Genomic DNA, 14,613 nt, shown 5'->3' on the forward strand with positions numbered 1-14,613 from the left:
TCAATCAAACAATTTATACATTATTATAGCAAAACAAATCACAAATTGGAATAACTGCCTGAAGTGATATGGGCATTTGGAAAAAAAAGAAAAACTATGGTAAAATAGACAAGATTTATAAGGAGAGGAATAGAAAGAATGATTACATTAAAATCAAAACGCGAAATTGAAACAATGGCTGAGTCCGGTGCACTTTTAGCAAGTGTTCATAAAGAACTTCGTGAATTTATTAAACCAGGAATTACAAGTTGGGATATTGAGGTTTTTGTCCGTGATTACATTGAAAGTCATGGTGCAATTGCAGCACAGATTGGCTATGAAGGCTATAAATATGCAACTTGTTGCAGTATAAACGATGAAATTTGTCACGGTTTCCCACGCAAAAAAGTTTTAAAAGATGGTGATTTAATTAAAGTCGATATGTGTGTGAACTTAAACGGTGCCATTTCAGATTCTTGTTGGGCGTATGTCGTTGGAAAGTCCACCGATGAAATCGATCGTTTGATGGCTGTTACGAAAAAAGCATTGTACTTAGGCATTGAACAAGCTCAAGTTGGTAACCGTATTGGCGATATCGGTCATGCAATTCAAAGTTATGCCGAACAAGAAGGCTACGGAGTTGTTCGTGATTTTATCGGTCATGGCATTGGCCCAACCATTCATGAAAGTCCAGCAGTTCCACATTATGGTGTAGCTGGTAAAGGCTTACGTTTAAAAGAAGGTATGGTTATTACGATTGAACCAATGATTAATACCGGTACATGGAAAATGAAGATGGATCCAAATGGCTGGACTTCTTATACACTTGATGGTGGTTTAAGTTGCCAGTACGAACATAGTATTGCAATTACCAATGAAGGCCCGCTTTTATTGACTTCTCAAGGAGAAGAAGGGACGTACTAATACGTGTAGAGCGTAAATGATAGGAGGCGTAATACGATGCTCGCTTTTTTAAAAAAAGAAGGAGTCCAGCGGTTTGCCACGACGGTTCGAAAAAAAATTAAAGATTCTGAAATGACTCAAAGTTCGATTGTGATTGCTTATTATTTGTTACTTTCTTTGTTTCCACTTTTAATCGCAGTAGGAAACATCTTACCTTATTTAAATATTGATCCGAATACGGTTTTGCCTTATGTCCAAGAAGTCATTCCTCCGTCAATTTATGAATTTTTAAGTCCGGCGATTTTAGATTTATTGACACAGGGTTCAGGAAGTCTCTTGTCTGTTTCTGCTTTATTAACGATTTGGTCAGCGAGCGCAAGTATGAATGCTTTACAGTTGGCTTTTAATAAGGCCTATGATGTTTCGAAGGATGGAAACTTTATCATTAGACGTATAATCTCAATCTTAACAATGTTTGCGTTATTATTTGGGATTGTAGGTATGACTTTGATTTTAGGATCAGGTAAGCTTATTTTAGATAAATTACAACCCATATTTTTATTTTCTGAACAAATTATCACGACTTTCCAAACGCTCAAATGGCCTCTAACCATTACGATTCTACTAACATTGATGCTCGTTATTTATACTATTATTCCGAACGTCAAATTACGCATTCGATCGATTGTACCAGGAGCTGTGTTTGCAACAATTGGCTGGATGGCTCTGTCCCAAGTTTTTGGGATTTATGCGCAATTTTTCGCCAGTCGGCTTAGCGGCTATCAAATTATTGGAAGTTTTATCGTTTTGATGATTTGGCTAAATTTTGCAGCCCTCATTTTGGTCTTGGGAGCGATTATTAACGCTGTAATTGAAGAATCGATTGCCGGAAAGCTCGAGGAACGAGTTATCACAACGAGTGCGCTCTCAAAGAAAATAAAGGAAAAATTGAAAAATTAACATGAAAGAGAGAAATTAGATGGGATTCACTTTTCAGTTCATTATACGATTATTTCTCACGATGTTGTTATCACTCGTTTTAACACCAATTATTAAAATTTTCGCCTTTAAAATAGGAGCTACCGATGCTCCAAGCGAAAGAAGAATTAATCAAACCACGATGCCAACAGCGGGTGGTTTAGTAATCTTCATTTCTTTTACGGTAGTTGCTATATTTGAAAGTTGGGCGACACCGGATTTTGAGCGGACAATGTGGATACTAATCAGTGCGGCAATTGTCGTTTTAACGGGATTAATTGATGATATAAAGGAATTAACACCGAAACAAAAAACGTTAGGAATTACGATAGGAGCTTTGATTATTTATTATTTGGCAGATATTGGCTTTCATACGATAAATATTCCCTTCATAGGAACATTTCAACTAGGATGGCTGAGTTTACCGATGACACTCATCTGGATTTTGGCGATTACAAATGCGGTTAATTTAATCGATGGTCTCGATGGGTTAGCTGCAGGAGTTTCAATGATTGCCCTAGCAACCATCGGCTTAGTGAGTTATTTCTTTTTACCAGGTTATGGTGTCTTTTTAGCTATCTTAATCTTTTCGCTAATTGCTGCCATAGTCGGATTTTTCCCGTATAATTTCCATCCTGCTACTATTTATTTGGGTGATACCGGAGCGCTTTTTTTAGGCTTCATGATCGCGGTATTTTCATTACAGGGACTAAAAAATGCCACGTTTATTTCCGTTTTAACACCGATGTTTATTTTAGGGGTACCGATTACCGATACGGTCTATGCTATGATTCGACGAATGTTTAATAAACAGCCAATTTCATCCCCAGATAAAATGCATTTGCATCATCGCTTGTTATCTTTAGGTTTTACCCATCGGGGAGCAGTTTTGACGATTTATGCGATGGCTTTGGCTTTTTCTTTCATTGCCTTGCTGATGAACCATGCAAGCACATCTGCAACTATTTTATTAATTATCGCCACAGTTATAGGACTGGAGTTGTTTATTGAGTTAATCGGACTCGTTGGTGAAAATCGTCAACCGCTAATGCAAACATTGAAATTTATTGGGAATCGTCGTTATCGACAAGAAATTTTAAATAAACGAAAAAAATGAAAACATGCTCCATGTGTTTTTATTTTTTTTCGAGAAGAATGCTTAATTTTTGAGAAAAATGCTAGAATAGAATTATTGATTTGAAAGGAAGTTAGACAATGAAAAAAATAATGATAAGTATGACTATTGCGTTACTATTAACCTTAGCAGCCTGTGGAGCATCAGCTAAAGATAAAACAAATGAAAGTAGCGCAGGTTCAAATGACATAACAACTTTAAAAGTTGGTGTAATGCCCTCAATGGATAATATTCCCTTGATTGTGGCGCACGAACAAGGGTTTGACAAAAAACATGGTATCGAGCTAGATGTTCAAGCGTTCAAATCAGGAAAAGATCGCGATGCAGCATTCCAAGCAGGGGCTGTTGATAGTATTAACGCTGATTTAGTTGGAGTAGCCGCTTATATTCAAGCAGGTATTGATGTAAAAATTATGAGTGCAACACAAGGTCAATTTGATTTAATCTCAACTGCTGAAGTGAAAGAAGTTGCTGATCTAAAAGGAAAAGAAGTTGTAGTACTAAAAAATCAAGGTCCTGAATTTGCGACTGAAGAATTTTTGAAACAAGTAAATTTAACGGGTGAAGACGTCAAAATGGTCGATGTTCCTCAAGTCCCGAGTCGTGTGGAATTGTTGAGCAACAATCAAGCATCTGCCGCTATTTTACCAGAACCATTTGTGACAATGACCACTGCGCAAGGGATGAATAATTTAGGTTCAACTTTGGATTTAGGCATTAATTTATTTGCTTTAATTGCGACGCAAGATGTCATTGATGAAAAATCAATGGCGTTTAAAGGAATGTACGATGCCTATAATGACGCTGTACAGTGGATGAAAGAAAACGATCAAGAAGCGTATATCCAATTATTTATTGACGAAATTGGTTTTCCAGAAACTCTGAAAGAGCAAATTGTAATTCCAGAATATAAAGAAGCTTTTCAAGCGAGTGAAGAAGATATCACCCGAGCTTTTGATTGGGCAAAAACGAAAGGCTTGCTTGAAAAAGATGTGCTTGCGAAAGATGTATTAAGCGATGTCTACTTTAAATAATCGTTATCAAGCAAAAGGACTTTCGTATAAAATTGGAGATCAGTTGATTTTAAAAAATATTTCTTTTGAATTAGCAGAAGGTGAAATTTACAGTCTGATTGGTCCTTCCGGCGCAGGGAAAACAACCTTGCTTTCCTTGCTGGGGGGGTTAAAGCAACCGACAACTGGAGAGTTGGTTGCCAGTCAAGGGACAGTCGCCAATCAAAAAGTTGCTTTCGTGCCACAAGATTACGGTCTCTTGCCGTGGCAAACGGTCGAAAAAGCAGTGATTACGGGTGCAAAACTAAGTCGGAAACAATCATTAACGGCAGCAAATTTATTAGAAGTTGAAGATTTATTGCAACAAATGAATCTTTTTGAACACCGTAAAAAATATCCCAATCAATTAAGCGGTGGACAAAAGCAACGGGTAGCAATTGCACGTGGTTTTGCGACACATGCCGGTTTATTGCTAATGGATGAACCTTTTTCAGCGCTGGATGCTTTTACACGCGAAAAAGCGCAACAGTTATTTTTAACACGTTGGCAAAAAAATAAACCGTTAACCGTTTTTGTTACGCATGATATTGAGGAAGCCATATTACTTTCCGATAAAATTATCGTGTTATCAGCTAATCCAGGGGAAATTACACAAATCGTCTCCTCACCGTTTGCAGACAAAATGAACTTGGCTGAAAATCGCCAATCAATGGCTTTATTTGAACTCACAAATGTCTTGAGAGGGGCGATTGGCGAATGAAAAAAGATGGAGTGAAACGACTGCTTGGTGGTTTCTTAGCAATAGGCTTGTTTTTAATTGTCTGGTGGATCGGTCATCAAGTATTACAAAAGCCACTACTGCCGTCACCAATTGAAGTTTTAAAACGTATTCCTAGCTTGTATGAAAAAGAAATTTTAATCCACCTACAAGTTAGTAGTTACCGAATCTTTTTAGGGATGCTTTACGCCTTAGTTGGAGGGTTCTTTTTAGGTTTATTAATGGGCAGCTTACCAAAGTGGAAGTATTTTTTTGATCCATTAATCTACTTAACGTATCCAATCCCTAAAATGGCGCTCTTACCGATTGTGATGTTACTCGGAGGCTTAGGCGATGGTTCAAAAATTACGATGATTGTCTTAATTGTTTTGCCGCAAGTGACCATTTCAGTACGTGATGCGGTCAGAAATATTCCAAGTAATTACTATGATGTCTATCGATTAATCCAAGCATCTAAATGGCAACAATTTCGCTACATTACTTTTCCAGCAACATTGTCGGGTATCATTAGTGGTGCACGAGTTTCTTTAGGAACAGCCATCTCGATTTTGTTTTTTACGGAAAATTATGGAACGGAGTATGGTATGGGCTATTTTATTATGGACTCATGGACACGAATGGACTACGGTGCAATGTATGCCGGTATTTTAATTTTAAGTGGATTTGGTCTGCTTTTATTTTTACTCCTCGATTTATTTTCGTGGTGGATTTGTAAATGGCAACGAACGACTGATTAGACGTAAAGTCACAGCTAAAGTGCTGTGGCTTTTTTTAGATTGACGAATGAAATAGAAAACACTTATACTAAAAATGAAACATGGCATAATGGTTCCACATGGCAGTGTTGCGATGGAGCCTCAGAAAGTCCTGGGAACGGAAAAATATCTGCAGCTCGGTTCGATTGTTTTAAAAGCACAAGAAAAATATAAAAGCGAAAACATCTACCAATTGGTTGTTAATTAATTGATTTTAAGAGTGTAATTCATTTTTTTGACAAAATATGATTACAAGTGTAAATTAAATGTATTAAGAATCAAGGAGCCGATAGTGCATGAGTACAGAAGAAGCAATTAAAATTAGTGAAGCAGAATGGGAAATCATGCGTGTTGTTTGGACATTAGAAGAAGCCGATGCCGCAACAATTAACGATGTGTTGCATGAAAAAATGCAGTGGAAATTTGCCACGGTAAAAACATTACTTGGCCGCTTAGTTAAAAAAGAGGCGTTAAAAACGCGTCAAGTTGGCAAAAAATTTTTCTATTCAGCAACGATTAGTGAAGAAAAATCCATTCATGAAGCGACCCAAGAGTTATTTTCACGTATTTGTGCGACACGTATGGCTGAAAATTTAGCCCAAATGATCGAAGAAGTACAATTAACACCGAGCGATGTGGAACAATTAATACAAACGTTGAAAAATAAAAAGACAGTGGAAAAGATTATTTGTAATTGTATTCCAGGTCAGTGCCAATGCCATCGTAATTCGGGGAAATAGTATAGAAGCCATAGAAAGACTCTCGATTTATGCTATAATAAGAAGGCGAATGAAGGAGTGAATAAAGTGACGTTAAAAAAATTAGAAGTTCCTACAACCTCGATTACCGAAGTAAAAAAATCACCAATGGATGTTTTCCAACAAGCACGAGATACTGGCACAGGGGTCTACGTCTTTAATCGTGAGAAGATTGCGGGAGTCATGTTAACGCAAGAACAATACGAGAACTTGCTACAAGAATTAGCTGACAAACGTCAACAAGTGAGTGCTGCTGTTTCTACTGAAGAGGTTATCTCTACCGAAGAAGAAGTAGTGACAGAGTCTAAAGAACCGCTAATTGAAGGATTAGAGGATCTATACCATGAAATTCGTCGTTTGATTGTAACGGGAAGTTTAATGTCAGCTAAAATTTTAGATGAGCGTATGGTTGCGCTTGGCTTTATTACGAAGAAGAGTGGTTTTGGTGGTGTTCTAGCGATGATTGAAGAACTAAAAGAATCCGGTAAGATGATTTATCATTTACGTCGTCGACCAGATGGTAAGAACATCGTGGCTGAAGTCATCGGTGAACCCGATAATCAAAGTCAATTATTTGATAAAGTAATTGTTAAAAGAATTCATTTAAGAGAAGAATAACGAACAAAGAGCAGATCTCTGACGTCAATTGTCAGTTATCCTGTCTCTTTTTTTTGCTGAGATGGATAAAAAAGTCGCAATAGTCTGTCTATTTATGGTAAGATAACAGAAATTAACTTTTTGGAGGGCTCACGATGAACAAATTACAACAACGTTTTAATCCGCAAGTCAATCAAATTGCGGTTTCGCTCATCCGTCAATTTGATGAACGTGTTTCAAGTATTCCTAATATTTTACGTTTAACGCTAGGTGAACCTGACTTCAATACCGCAGAGGCAGTCAAAACCTCTGGTATTTTAGCGATTGAACAAAATTTCAGCCATTATACAGGGATGGCCGGATTACCAGAAGTTCGTGAGGCGGCTTGTGCATTTGTTCAAACAAAATACCAACTGTCTTACGATTGGCAAACAGAAGCGATTGTGACGGTTGGTGGAACAGAAGCTATCTCGGCAGCTTTGTTAAGTATTTTAGAACCAGGAGATAAAGTGTTATTGCCCGCACCCGTTTATCCTGGTTATGCACCAGTCATCACTTTGGCAAATGCACAAATGATTGATATGGATACGAGCCAAGATGGTTTTGTTTTGACACCGGAAGTTTTAGAAGCAAGTTTAAAAGAACATGGCGATGCGGTTAAAGCGGTTATTTTAAACTATCCAAGTAATCCAACAGGCGTAACTTATACACGTGAAGAAGTCAAAGCATTGGCTAACGTCTTAGCGAAATACAACGTCTTTGTTTTAAGTGATGAGATTTATAGCGAGCTGATTTATGACGGGACTCACACATCAATTGCAGAATTTATTCCGGAACAAACGATTTTAATCAATGGTTTGTCGAAATCGCATGCGATGACAGGCTGGCGAATTGGTTTTATTTTTGCACCGAAAGAATTAACTAAGGAGATTATAAAAGTCCATCAATATTTGGTGACGGCTGCAAGTACAATCTCGCAAAAAGCAGCCTATACAGCTTTAACAACTAGTATCGACGAAGGACAAAAAGTCAAAAAAGAATATAAAGTCCGCCGAGATTTTGTTTATAGTAAAATGATTGCAATGGGGTTTGAAGTTGCCAAACCATCTGGTGCCTTCTATATCTTTGCTAAAATACCAACGAACTTTAATCAAAACTCAATGGAATTTTGTGTCGATGTTGCTGAAAAAGTACAGTTGGCAGTAATTCCCGGCGTGGCTTTCGGTCAAGCCGGCGAGGGGTATATCAGAATTAGTTATGCGGCAAGTATGGAACAATTAGAAGAAGCGATGAAACGTTTAAAAAATTATATGAGTCAAAAAGGTTAGTACAAAAAGACGTGACTGAGGGTCACGTCTTTTTCATTTAAAGATGTACAGCGTTTTCGGTTGCATTCTTTACATTTTCTTTACACTATCCGTGTGAATCTTAACATTGAATCTAACGAATGTTTACAGATACTTGATAAACTAGGTTTGTAGTTAAGAAGGAGGAAGAAATTCACATGAAAAAAGTTAGTTTATTTTTATTCGCAATCGCAGCATTAGCAGCAGGGTGTGCCGGTAATGGTAATACAGATAGTAGCCAAGGAAGTTCAGATACATCAAATAAAAACAATGAACCAGTAAAAATTGTTGCGGTAGGATCAACAGCCTTACAACCACTTGTTGATAGTGCTGCAGTTAAATTCCAAGAAGCAAATCCCAATTATGAAATTTCAGTCCAAGGTGGCGGAAGTGGAACAGGTTTAAGCCAAGTTTCAACAGGTAGCGTTACGATTGGAAATTCCGATGTTTTTGCGGAAGAAAAAGAAGGCATTGTCGCTGCTGATTTAGTCGATCATTTAGTAGCCGTTGTCGGTATGGCACCAGTTGTCCATAAAGAAGTCGGTGTCACAGACATTACTCAAGATCAATTGATTGATATCTTTACAGGAAAAGTAACAAACTGGAAAGAAGTTGGCGGAGCAGATCAAGAAATTTTAGTTGTTAACCGTGCATCAGGAAGTGGAACACGTGCAACTTTTGAGCAATTTGGTTTAAATGGTGAAGTTGGAATTCAATCACAGGAACAAGATTCTTCAGGAACGGTTAAAAAAATCGTTGCAGAAACACCAGGAGCGATTAGCTACTTAGCATTATCGTACTTAGATGATTCCCTACAAGCGTTATCATTAGATGGTGTTGAACCTTCCGTTGAAACGATTCAAACCAATGATTGGAAAATCTGGTCTTATCAACACGCTTATACAAAAGGCGAGCCAACACCAGAAGTCAAAGTCTTCTTAGATTATTTATTATCAGACGATGTTCAAAAAGACATTATCAATGACTTAGGCTACATCGCTATCACCGATATGAAAGTAGAAAGAGCAGCCGACGGAATCGTAAAATAAAGGTTATTATTAAGGCGTTAAATGATGAGAGTTAAGCTGTAGCTTGAAAAAACGGTTTTTTCATTTTATTCAAGCAAGCTTAACTCCGAATCATTGCCGCAATAATACCGTGAAATAAAGGTTATTCTTGTGGCGATAAATGATGAGAGTTAAGTCGCAGCTTGAAAAAAATGTTTTTTTCATTTTATTCAAGCAAGCTTAACTCCGAATCATTGCCGCAATAATACCGTAAAATAAAGGTTATTTTGAGGTTAGCTTGCTAAAATGACCCTACCATTTAAGTAGGCGAACATTATTCAAAAAAATTGAACCAATTAGAAGATTCTTCTTCTAATCGGTTCACTTTTTTATTTAAGACAATAAAAAAGAAATCGCCATTTTTAGTGGGCGATTTCTTTTCAATTAAGGCAGGAATGGTAGATAAACGGTAAAAGTCGTGCCAACGCCTAAATGGCTGTCGAGTTGAATCGAACCATTCAGTTGTTCAACGGAATCTTTAACAATTGAAAGGCCAATTCCAGAGCCACCGGTATTTCTTGTTCGTGCTTTATCGACCCGGTAAAAACGTTCATAAATCCGTTCAATATCTTCTGGGCTAATACCGATACCAAAATCTTGAATCGTAAAGTGTAGTCCTTGTTCTAGCGTAAAATGAATCAAGACTTTGCCGTTTGCTAACGAATAATACAAGGCATTTTCAATTAAGTTTTTACAAAGAGGATAAAAAAGTGCCATTTTTGTTTCAAAATCAACCTCTTTTGGACCTTGAATATCTACCGTAATCTGTTTATCATCGATGACTTTTTGATAACCAGCAATTAATTGTTGGAAAAATTGATAAACATTAATCGATTCAGTTGTATAAGTGACCTGATCGCCCTTTGAGAGTTGGATAATTTCTTGGGTTAATTTTTCAAGACGATAAGCTTCCTTTTGCATAATTTGTAGGAAAGTCGTTAACGTCTCAGGATCGTCTTTAGCACCATCAAGCAAAGTTTCAGTAAAACCAATCAAAGAAGTAATTGGGGTTTTTAATTCGTGAGAAACATTTCCGACAAAATCTTTTTGCATTTTTTCAAGTTGATGAATTCGCGTGAAGTCATAAGAAACACCAAGAATTTGTTGCGTTTCATTAAAATAGCTCAGAGAGATGTCTAAGCGTTTCTTTTGGTGAGTCGTGATAATTTCTTGGTGGATAAACGGTAGACTTTCAGACAACTGATAGACCATTTGAATCAATTCAGCTTCAGAAATAATTGCTTCAAAAGCAGCTTTTTCTGGTAGCTCTTGATAATAGGCAATTTGTTCTTTCATGGCTTGATTCATAAAAGTGATCCGATGATCTTCATCAAGTGAAAAGACACCAATCGTTAACTCTTCTAGTAAAAAGTAAAATTGTTTTTCGGTCGCTTGATAGGTTTGATAGCGTTGACTGACTCCTTCGCTTAATTGATTGACACTTTGGTATAACTCATTCCATTGCGAAGAGTTTGAAATAATTGTTTCAGCATGCGAAGGTTCCTTGATCATCCGTTTTAAAACAGGCAAGATTGTTTCAATTGGATGATTTCTTTGGCGAATAATTTTAAACAATGCGAAAGTAAACAAACTACATAAAATGAAATAGACGAGAAAAATGGCCCGTTTCATTTGAATGGATTCAGGCCAAAACGATTCGGTGGTTTCGGCAATCCGCAAAATACCGACGAGTTCTTTATCCTGTTTGAATGGAATAGCAATATAAAGTAATTCTTTTTGAAGCGTTTCACTTGGACGTAAGGAACGACCCAGTTGCTGATTTTTCAAGATGGCTTTAATTTCAGGTCGATCGGAACGTTGTCCTTGCAATTGAGGCTCGTAAGTATCAAATAAAATATTACCTTTTGCATCTAAACCAGTTAAACGTTCGCCAGGATCGAGAGGATGCTGGTCAACAAGTGTTTCAAGTTCATCCATATTCTGCTCAGAAAATTGTAAAAAAAGCCCAGCCTTTTCTTCGAGGTACCGGGCTTGTTGAGAAAGGACTTGTTGATCATAAAATTTTGCCATAAAAAACCAACCAGTGGAGAAGACAACTAAAAGTAGAAAAAACCAGCTGAGATAAAGCGTCCGATTTTTCTTAGCCATTGGTTGGTTCCTGGAATTTGTAACCAAAGCCACGAATCGTCAATAAATATTGTGGTTTTTTAGGGTTGGGTTCTATTTTTTCACGTAAATGACTAATGTGCACATCAACAATCCGTGTTTGACCATCAAAATCAAAATTCCAAATTTGATTTAATAACGTATCTCGATCAATCACATGATTTTTACGACGCATAAAATAAATTAATAATTCAAATTCTTTCGGTGTTAAAACAATTGGTTCTCCAGCAATTTCAACTTGGTAAGTAGTTAAGTTCGCTTGAATTTCTCCAACAGTTAACAGATTTGAAATGTCGGTTAAAAGGGTCTCTTCTTGACGACGCGGCTCCATTCGTCGAAAAATAGCTTTCATTCGTGCGATGACTTCTCGTGGGCTAAAAGGTTTGGCTAGATAATCATCGGCTCCAATTTCTAGCCCTAAGATGCGATCAATTGGGTCATCTTTGGCAGTCAAAATTAAAATCGGTGTTTCAACTTTTTCTTGACGAAGACGTTTCATAATTTCAATTCCATCAAGTGAAGGTAACATCACATCTAAAATAATAAAGTCAAAAGACTCACTTAAGGCTAATTGTAGACCATCTAGGCCATCGGTAGCAGAAGCAACCTGATAACCTTCCTTTTCTAAATTGAAAGTTAATAAAGTGACGATTGAAGGTTCATCATCAACAACCAGAATTTTTTTCATTGGAAGCTCCTTTAAAATTTATTTACGCTGTTACGTTATTTTATCATGAATTCCGCTTAAGGACTATGGTCGGAGCGAATTAAATGGTATAATAAAAAGCGATTGTTAAGAAAATGAGGTGGAAAAAGATGATTGGTGTAAGTGCTTGTTTAGGTGGTTGCCCAGTACGCTTTGACGGACGTGATCAACGAGTCGTAGAAATTGAACAACTAGTGAAACAACAAGAGGCCATCATGATTTGTCCAGAGGTTTTAGGAGGACTCCCAATTCCACGTGACCCAGCTGAAATTATTGGTGGCGATGGTTTTGCTGTTTGGCATGGAGAAGCGAAAGTTGTGACCAATAAAGGTGCAGATGTCACAGAAGCTTTTAAAAACGGTTCGATTCGTGCCTATCAAAAATTAAAAGAAAAAGGCATTGATACGTTAATTTTAAAGGAGAAAAGTCCATCATGTGGGAGTCAATGGATTTACGACGGTACTTTTTCTGGGACGAAAATCAAAGGAGTCGGTGTTGCAACGGCTTACTTTTTGAACCAAGGGATAAAGGTATACTCAGAATCTCAGTGGCTAAAAAGGGAGGGAAAGTAAGTGGAAGTTGAAAAAACCAATCGAATGAACGCTTTATTTGAATGTTATGCGACCCTTTTAACCCAAAAACAAATGAATTACATGGAATTATATTATGCGGATGATTATTCTTTAGGTGAAATTGCTGAAGAGTACCAGATTAGTCGTCAAGCAGTCTATGATAATATCAAGCGAACCGAAAAAATTTTAGAAGACTATGAGCGTAAATTACATATTTATTCTGATTACGTCTTACGCGAGCAGATTTTGGGACGTTTTGAGGAATATCTAGTCGGACATTATCCAAAGGACACCTTTTTAGCGAGTATTTTGCAAGAATTACAAGAAATTGATGAATAAAGGGATGAGAAAATAAATGGCATTTGAAAATTTAACAGATCGTTTGCAAAAAGCGATGGGACGTTTACGTCGCAAGGGAAAAGTAACAGAAGCAGATATTAAAGAAATGATGCGTGAGATTCGTTTAGCCTTATTAGAAGCCGACGTTAACTTACAAGTTGTCAAAGAATTTACTAAAAATGTGCGTGAAAGAGCAATTGGTGTTGAAGTCCTGGAAAGCTTATCACCGGCGCAACAAATTGTTAAAATTGTTGATGAAGAATTAACCAAAACACTTGGTTCTGAAACGGTTGGCATTCAAAAATCACCAAAAATTCCGACGGTTATTATGATGGTTGGTTTACAAGGTGCCGGTAAAACAACCTTTGCTGGGAAGTTAGCCAATCACTTAATTAAAACAGAAAAAGCCCGTCCATTGATGATTGCAGGAGACGTGTATCGTCCAGCTGCGATTGATCAATTAAAAGTGTTGGGGCAACAATTAGATGTACCAGTCTTTGATATGGGAACAGAAGTAAGCCCAGTTGAGATTGTTCGTCAAGGGATGGCGTTAGCTAGAGAGAAAAACAATGACTATGTCTTAATTGATACGGCTGGTCGCTTACACATTGATGAATTATTAATGGATGAGCTAGCTCAAATTAAGGCGATTGCTGAGCCAAATGAAATTTTACTCGTTGTCGATGCAATGACAGGACAAGATGCTGTTAACGTGGCCGATAGTTTTAATCAACAATTAGGGATTACTGGGGTAGTTATTACGAAATTAGATGGTGATACACGTGGGGGAGCGGCGCTTTCAATTCGTTCCGTAACGGGTGCACCGATTAAATTTACCGGGGTCGGCGAAAAATTAACTGACCTAGAAGTTTTCCATCCAGATCGTATGTCAAGTCGTATTTTAGGTATGGGAGACATGTTGACTTTAATTGAAAAAGCGCAACAAGATTTTGATGAGAAAAAAGCTGAAGAGTTGGCAATCAAAATGCGTGAAAACACCTTTGATTTCAACGACTTTATTGAGCAATTAGATCAAGTCATGGATATGGGGCCACTTGAAGATTTACTAAAAATGATTCCTGGTATGAGCCAAGCACCTGGTATGGAGAACTTTAAAGTCGATCCAAAAGACGTTGCTCGTAAAAAAGCAATTGTACTTTCCATGACGAAAGCCGAACGTGAGAATCCAGATTTATTAAATCCAAGTCGCCGTCGTCGGATTGCAGCGGGGTCTGGAAATAGTATTGTTGAAGTTAATCGTTTGATTAAACAATTTAAAGAATCACAAAAAATGATGCAACAAATGTCTAAAGGAAATTTAAATGGTATTCCTGGAATGGACCAAATGTTTGGGACTGGTGTTAAAGGGAAACTAGGCAAAATGGCTATGAACCAAATGATTAAAAAGAATAAAAAGAAAAAGAAAAAACGCAAATAATTAATGGTTGTACGTCAAATAGTGTTGATGGACCCAAAATGAGTAAAAATAATTGTCAGAATCGGTAGAGAAAATTGTTTCTCTATCGATTTTTTTGATATTAGAAAAGAGGGGGCGGAGCC

At 37.2% G+C, this 14,613-nt stretch carries 15 protein-coding genes; 13 read left to right on the top strand and 2 right to left on the bottom strand.

Features of this window, described 5'->3' with window-relative positions; all coding sequences use genetic code 11:
- The first annotated feature begins 138 nt into the window (after positions 1-138).
- The 10 genes from map to ACFO3L_RS04675 all read left to right on the top strand — a co-directional run bounded on the left by map (position 139) and on the right by ACFO3L_RS04675 (position 9,291).
- On the top strand, positions 139-903 hold the full coding sequence (gene map, locus ACFO3L_RS04630; protein ID WP_379964324.1) for a type I methionyl aminopeptidase: 765 nt from the start codon (positions 139-141) through the stop codon (positions 901-903).
- Between the two features lie 36 nt (positions 904-939).
- Positions 940-1,842 carry a YihY/virulence factor BrkB family protein gene (locus ACFO3L_RS04635; RefSeq protein WP_379964326.1) on the top strand — a complete coding sequence of 301 codons (903 nt, stop codon included), beginning with the start codon at positions 940-942 and terminating at the stop codon, positions 1,840-1,842.
- 19 nt (positions 1,843-1,861) lie between these two features.
- Positions 1,862-2,977, top strand: coding sequence for a glycosyltransferase family 4 protein (locus tag ACFO3L_RS04640; RefSeq protein WP_379964328.1), 1,116 nt, complete (start codon positions 1,862-1,864; stop codon positions 2,975-2,977).
- A gap of 98 nt (positions 2,978-3,075) precedes the next feature.
- On the top strand, positions 3,076-4,029 hold the full coding sequence (locus tag ACFO3L_RS04645) for an ABC transporter substrate-binding protein (RefSeq protein ID WP_379964330.1): 954 nt from the start codon (positions 3,076-3,078) through the stop codon (positions 4,027-4,029).
- The gene (locus tag ACFO3L_RS04650) at positions 4,013-4,768 is read left to right on the top strand and encodes an ABC transporter ATP-binding protein (protein WP_379964332.1); all 756 of its coding nucleotides are present in this window, start codon (positions 4,013-4,015) and stop codon (positions 4,766-4,768) included. The genes ACFO3L_RS04645 and ACFO3L_RS04650 overlap by 17 nt, the downstream gene beginning before the upstream one ends.
- A complete protein-coding gene (locus ACFO3L_RS04655; RefSeq protein WP_379964334.1) occupies positions 4,765-5,523 on the top strand; it encodes an ABC transporter permease in 759 nt (252 codons plus the stop codon). The genes ACFO3L_RS04650 and ACFO3L_RS04655 overlap by 4 nt, the downstream gene beginning before the upstream one ends.
- Positions 5,524-5,837: 314 nt before the next feature.
- Positions 5,838-6,281: a CopY/TcrY family copper transport repressor gene (locus tag ACFO3L_RS04660; protein ID WP_379964336.1), complete on the top strand. Its 444-nt coding sequence runs from the start codon at positions 5,838-5,840 to the stop codon at positions 6,279-6,281.
- A 66-nt stretch (positions 6,282-6,347) separates the two neighbouring features.
- Positions 6,348-6,917, top strand: a complete 570-nt coding sequence (locus ACFO3L_RS04665; protein WP_379964338.1) for a type II toxin-antitoxin system Phd/YefM family antitoxin — start codon at positions 6,348-6,350, stop codon at positions 6,915-6,917.
- 134 nt (positions 6,918-7,051) lie between these two features.
- Positions 7,052-8,224 carry a pyridoxal phosphate-dependent aminotransferase gene (locus tag ACFO3L_RS04670; RefSeq protein WP_379964340.1) on the top strand — a complete coding sequence of 391 codons (1,173 nt, stop codon included), beginning with the start codon at positions 7,052-7,054 and terminating at the stop codon, positions 8,222-8,224.
- Between the two features lie 176 nt (positions 8,225-8,400).
- Positions 8,401-9,291 (top strand): phosphate ABC transporter substrate-binding protein, encoded by an 891-nt coding sequence (locus ACFO3L_RS04675; RefSeq protein WP_379964342.1) that lies wholly within the window; start codon positions 8,401-8,403, stop codon positions 9,289-9,291.
- A gap of 402 nt (positions 9,292-9,693) precedes the next feature.
- Here ACFO3L_RS04675 and ACFO3L_RS04680 read toward each other — a convergent pair whose 3' ends face one another.
- Complete coding sequence (locus ACFO3L_RS04680) at positions 9,694-11,340, bottom strand: sensor histidine kinase (RefSeq protein WP_379964344.1); 1,647 nt, start codon at positions 11,338-11,340, stop codon at positions 9,694-9,696.
- Between the two features lie 70 nt (positions 11,341-11,410).
- Positions 11,411-12,124 carry a response regulator transcription factor gene (locus tag ACFO3L_RS04685; protein ID WP_379964346.1) on the bottom strand — a complete coding sequence of 238 codons (714 nt, stop codon included), beginning with the start codon at positions 12,122-12,124 and terminating at the stop codon, positions 11,411-11,413.
- A gap of 128 nt (positions 12,125-12,252) precedes the next feature.
- Here ACFO3L_RS04685 and ACFO3L_RS04690 point away from each other — a divergent pair, with 128 nt between their 5' ends.
- The 3 genes from ACFO3L_RS04690 to ffh are packed head-to-tail and all read left to right on the top strand — an operon-like array spanning position 12,253 to position 14,491.
- Complete coding sequence (locus tag ACFO3L_RS04690; RefSeq protein WP_379964348.1) at positions 12,253-12,714, top strand: 2-thiouracil desulfurase family protein; 462 nt, start codon at positions 12,253-12,255, stop codon at positions 12,712-12,714.
- Positions 12,715-13,053, top strand: coding sequence for a putative DNA-binding protein (locus ACFO3L_RS04695; protein WP_379964350.1), 339 nt, complete (start codon positions 12,715-12,717; stop codon positions 13,051-13,053).
- Between the two features lie 16 nt (positions 13,054-13,069).
- Positions 13,070-14,491 (top strand): signal recognition particle protein, encoded by a 1,422-nt coding sequence (gene ffh / locus ACFO3L_RS04700; protein WP_379964352.1) that lies wholly within the window; start codon positions 13,070-13,072, stop codon positions 14,489-14,491.
- Positions 14,492-14,613: the final 122 nt, after the last annotated feature.

It is taken from the genome of Enterococcus eurekensis (assembly GCF_042654605.1).
Lineage (GTDB): Bacteria > Bacillota > Bacilli > Lactobacillales > Enterococcaceae > Enterococcus_I > Enterococcus_I eurekensis.

Bases quoted from the DNA above. Each gene is read 5' to 3' on its own strand.
- map (WP_379964324.1), top strand. From the start codon at position 139: ATGATTACATTAAAATCAAAACGCGAAATTGAAACAATGGCTGAGTCC.
- ACFO3L_RS04635 (WP_379964326.1), top strand. From the start codon at position 940: ATGCTCGCTTTTTTAAAAAAAGAAGGAGTCCAGCGGTTTGCCACGACG.
- ACFO3L_RS04640 (WP_379964328.1), top strand. From the start codon at position 1,862: ATGGGATTCACTTTTCAGTTCATTATACGATTATTTCTCACGATGTTG.
- ACFO3L_RS04645 (WP_379964330.1), top strand. From the start codon at position 3,076: ATGAAAAAAATAATGATAAGTATGACTATTGCGTTACTATTAACCTTA.
- ACFO3L_RS04650 (WP_379964332.1), top strand. From the start codon at position 4,013: ATGTCTACTTTAAATAATCGTTATCAAGCAAAAGGACTTTCGTATAAA.
- ACFO3L_RS04655 (WP_379964334.1), top strand. From the start codon at position 4,765: ATGAAAAAAGATGGAGTGAAACGACTGCTTGGTGGTTTCTTAGCAATA.
- ACFO3L_RS04660 (WP_379964336.1), top strand. From the start codon at position 5,838: ATGAGTACAGAAGAAGCAATTAAAATTAGTGAAGCAGAATGGGAAATC.
- ACFO3L_RS04670 (WP_379964340.1), top strand. From the start codon at position 7,052: ATGAACAAATTACAACAACGTTTTAATCCGCAAGTCAATCAAATTGCG.
- ACFO3L_RS04675 (WP_379964342.1), top strand. From the start codon at position 8,401: ATGAAAAAAGTTAGTTTATTTTTATTCGCAATCGCAGCATTAGCAGCA.
- ACFO3L_RS04680 (WP_379964344.1), bottom strand. From the start codon at position 11,340: ATGGCAAAATTTTATGATCAACAAGTCCTTTCTCAACAAGCCCGGTAC.
- ACFO3L_RS04685 (WP_379964346.1), bottom strand. From the start codon at position 12,124: ATGAAAAAAATTCTGGTTGTTGATGATGAACCTTCAATCGTCACTTTA.
- ACFO3L_RS04690 (WP_379964348.1), top strand. From the start codon at position 12,253: ATGATTGGTGTAAGTGCTTGTTTAGGTGGTTGCCCAGTACGCTTTGAC.
- ffh (WP_379964352.1), top strand. From the start codon at position 13,070: ATGGCATTTGAAAATTTAACAGATCGTTTGCAAAAAGCGATGGGACGT.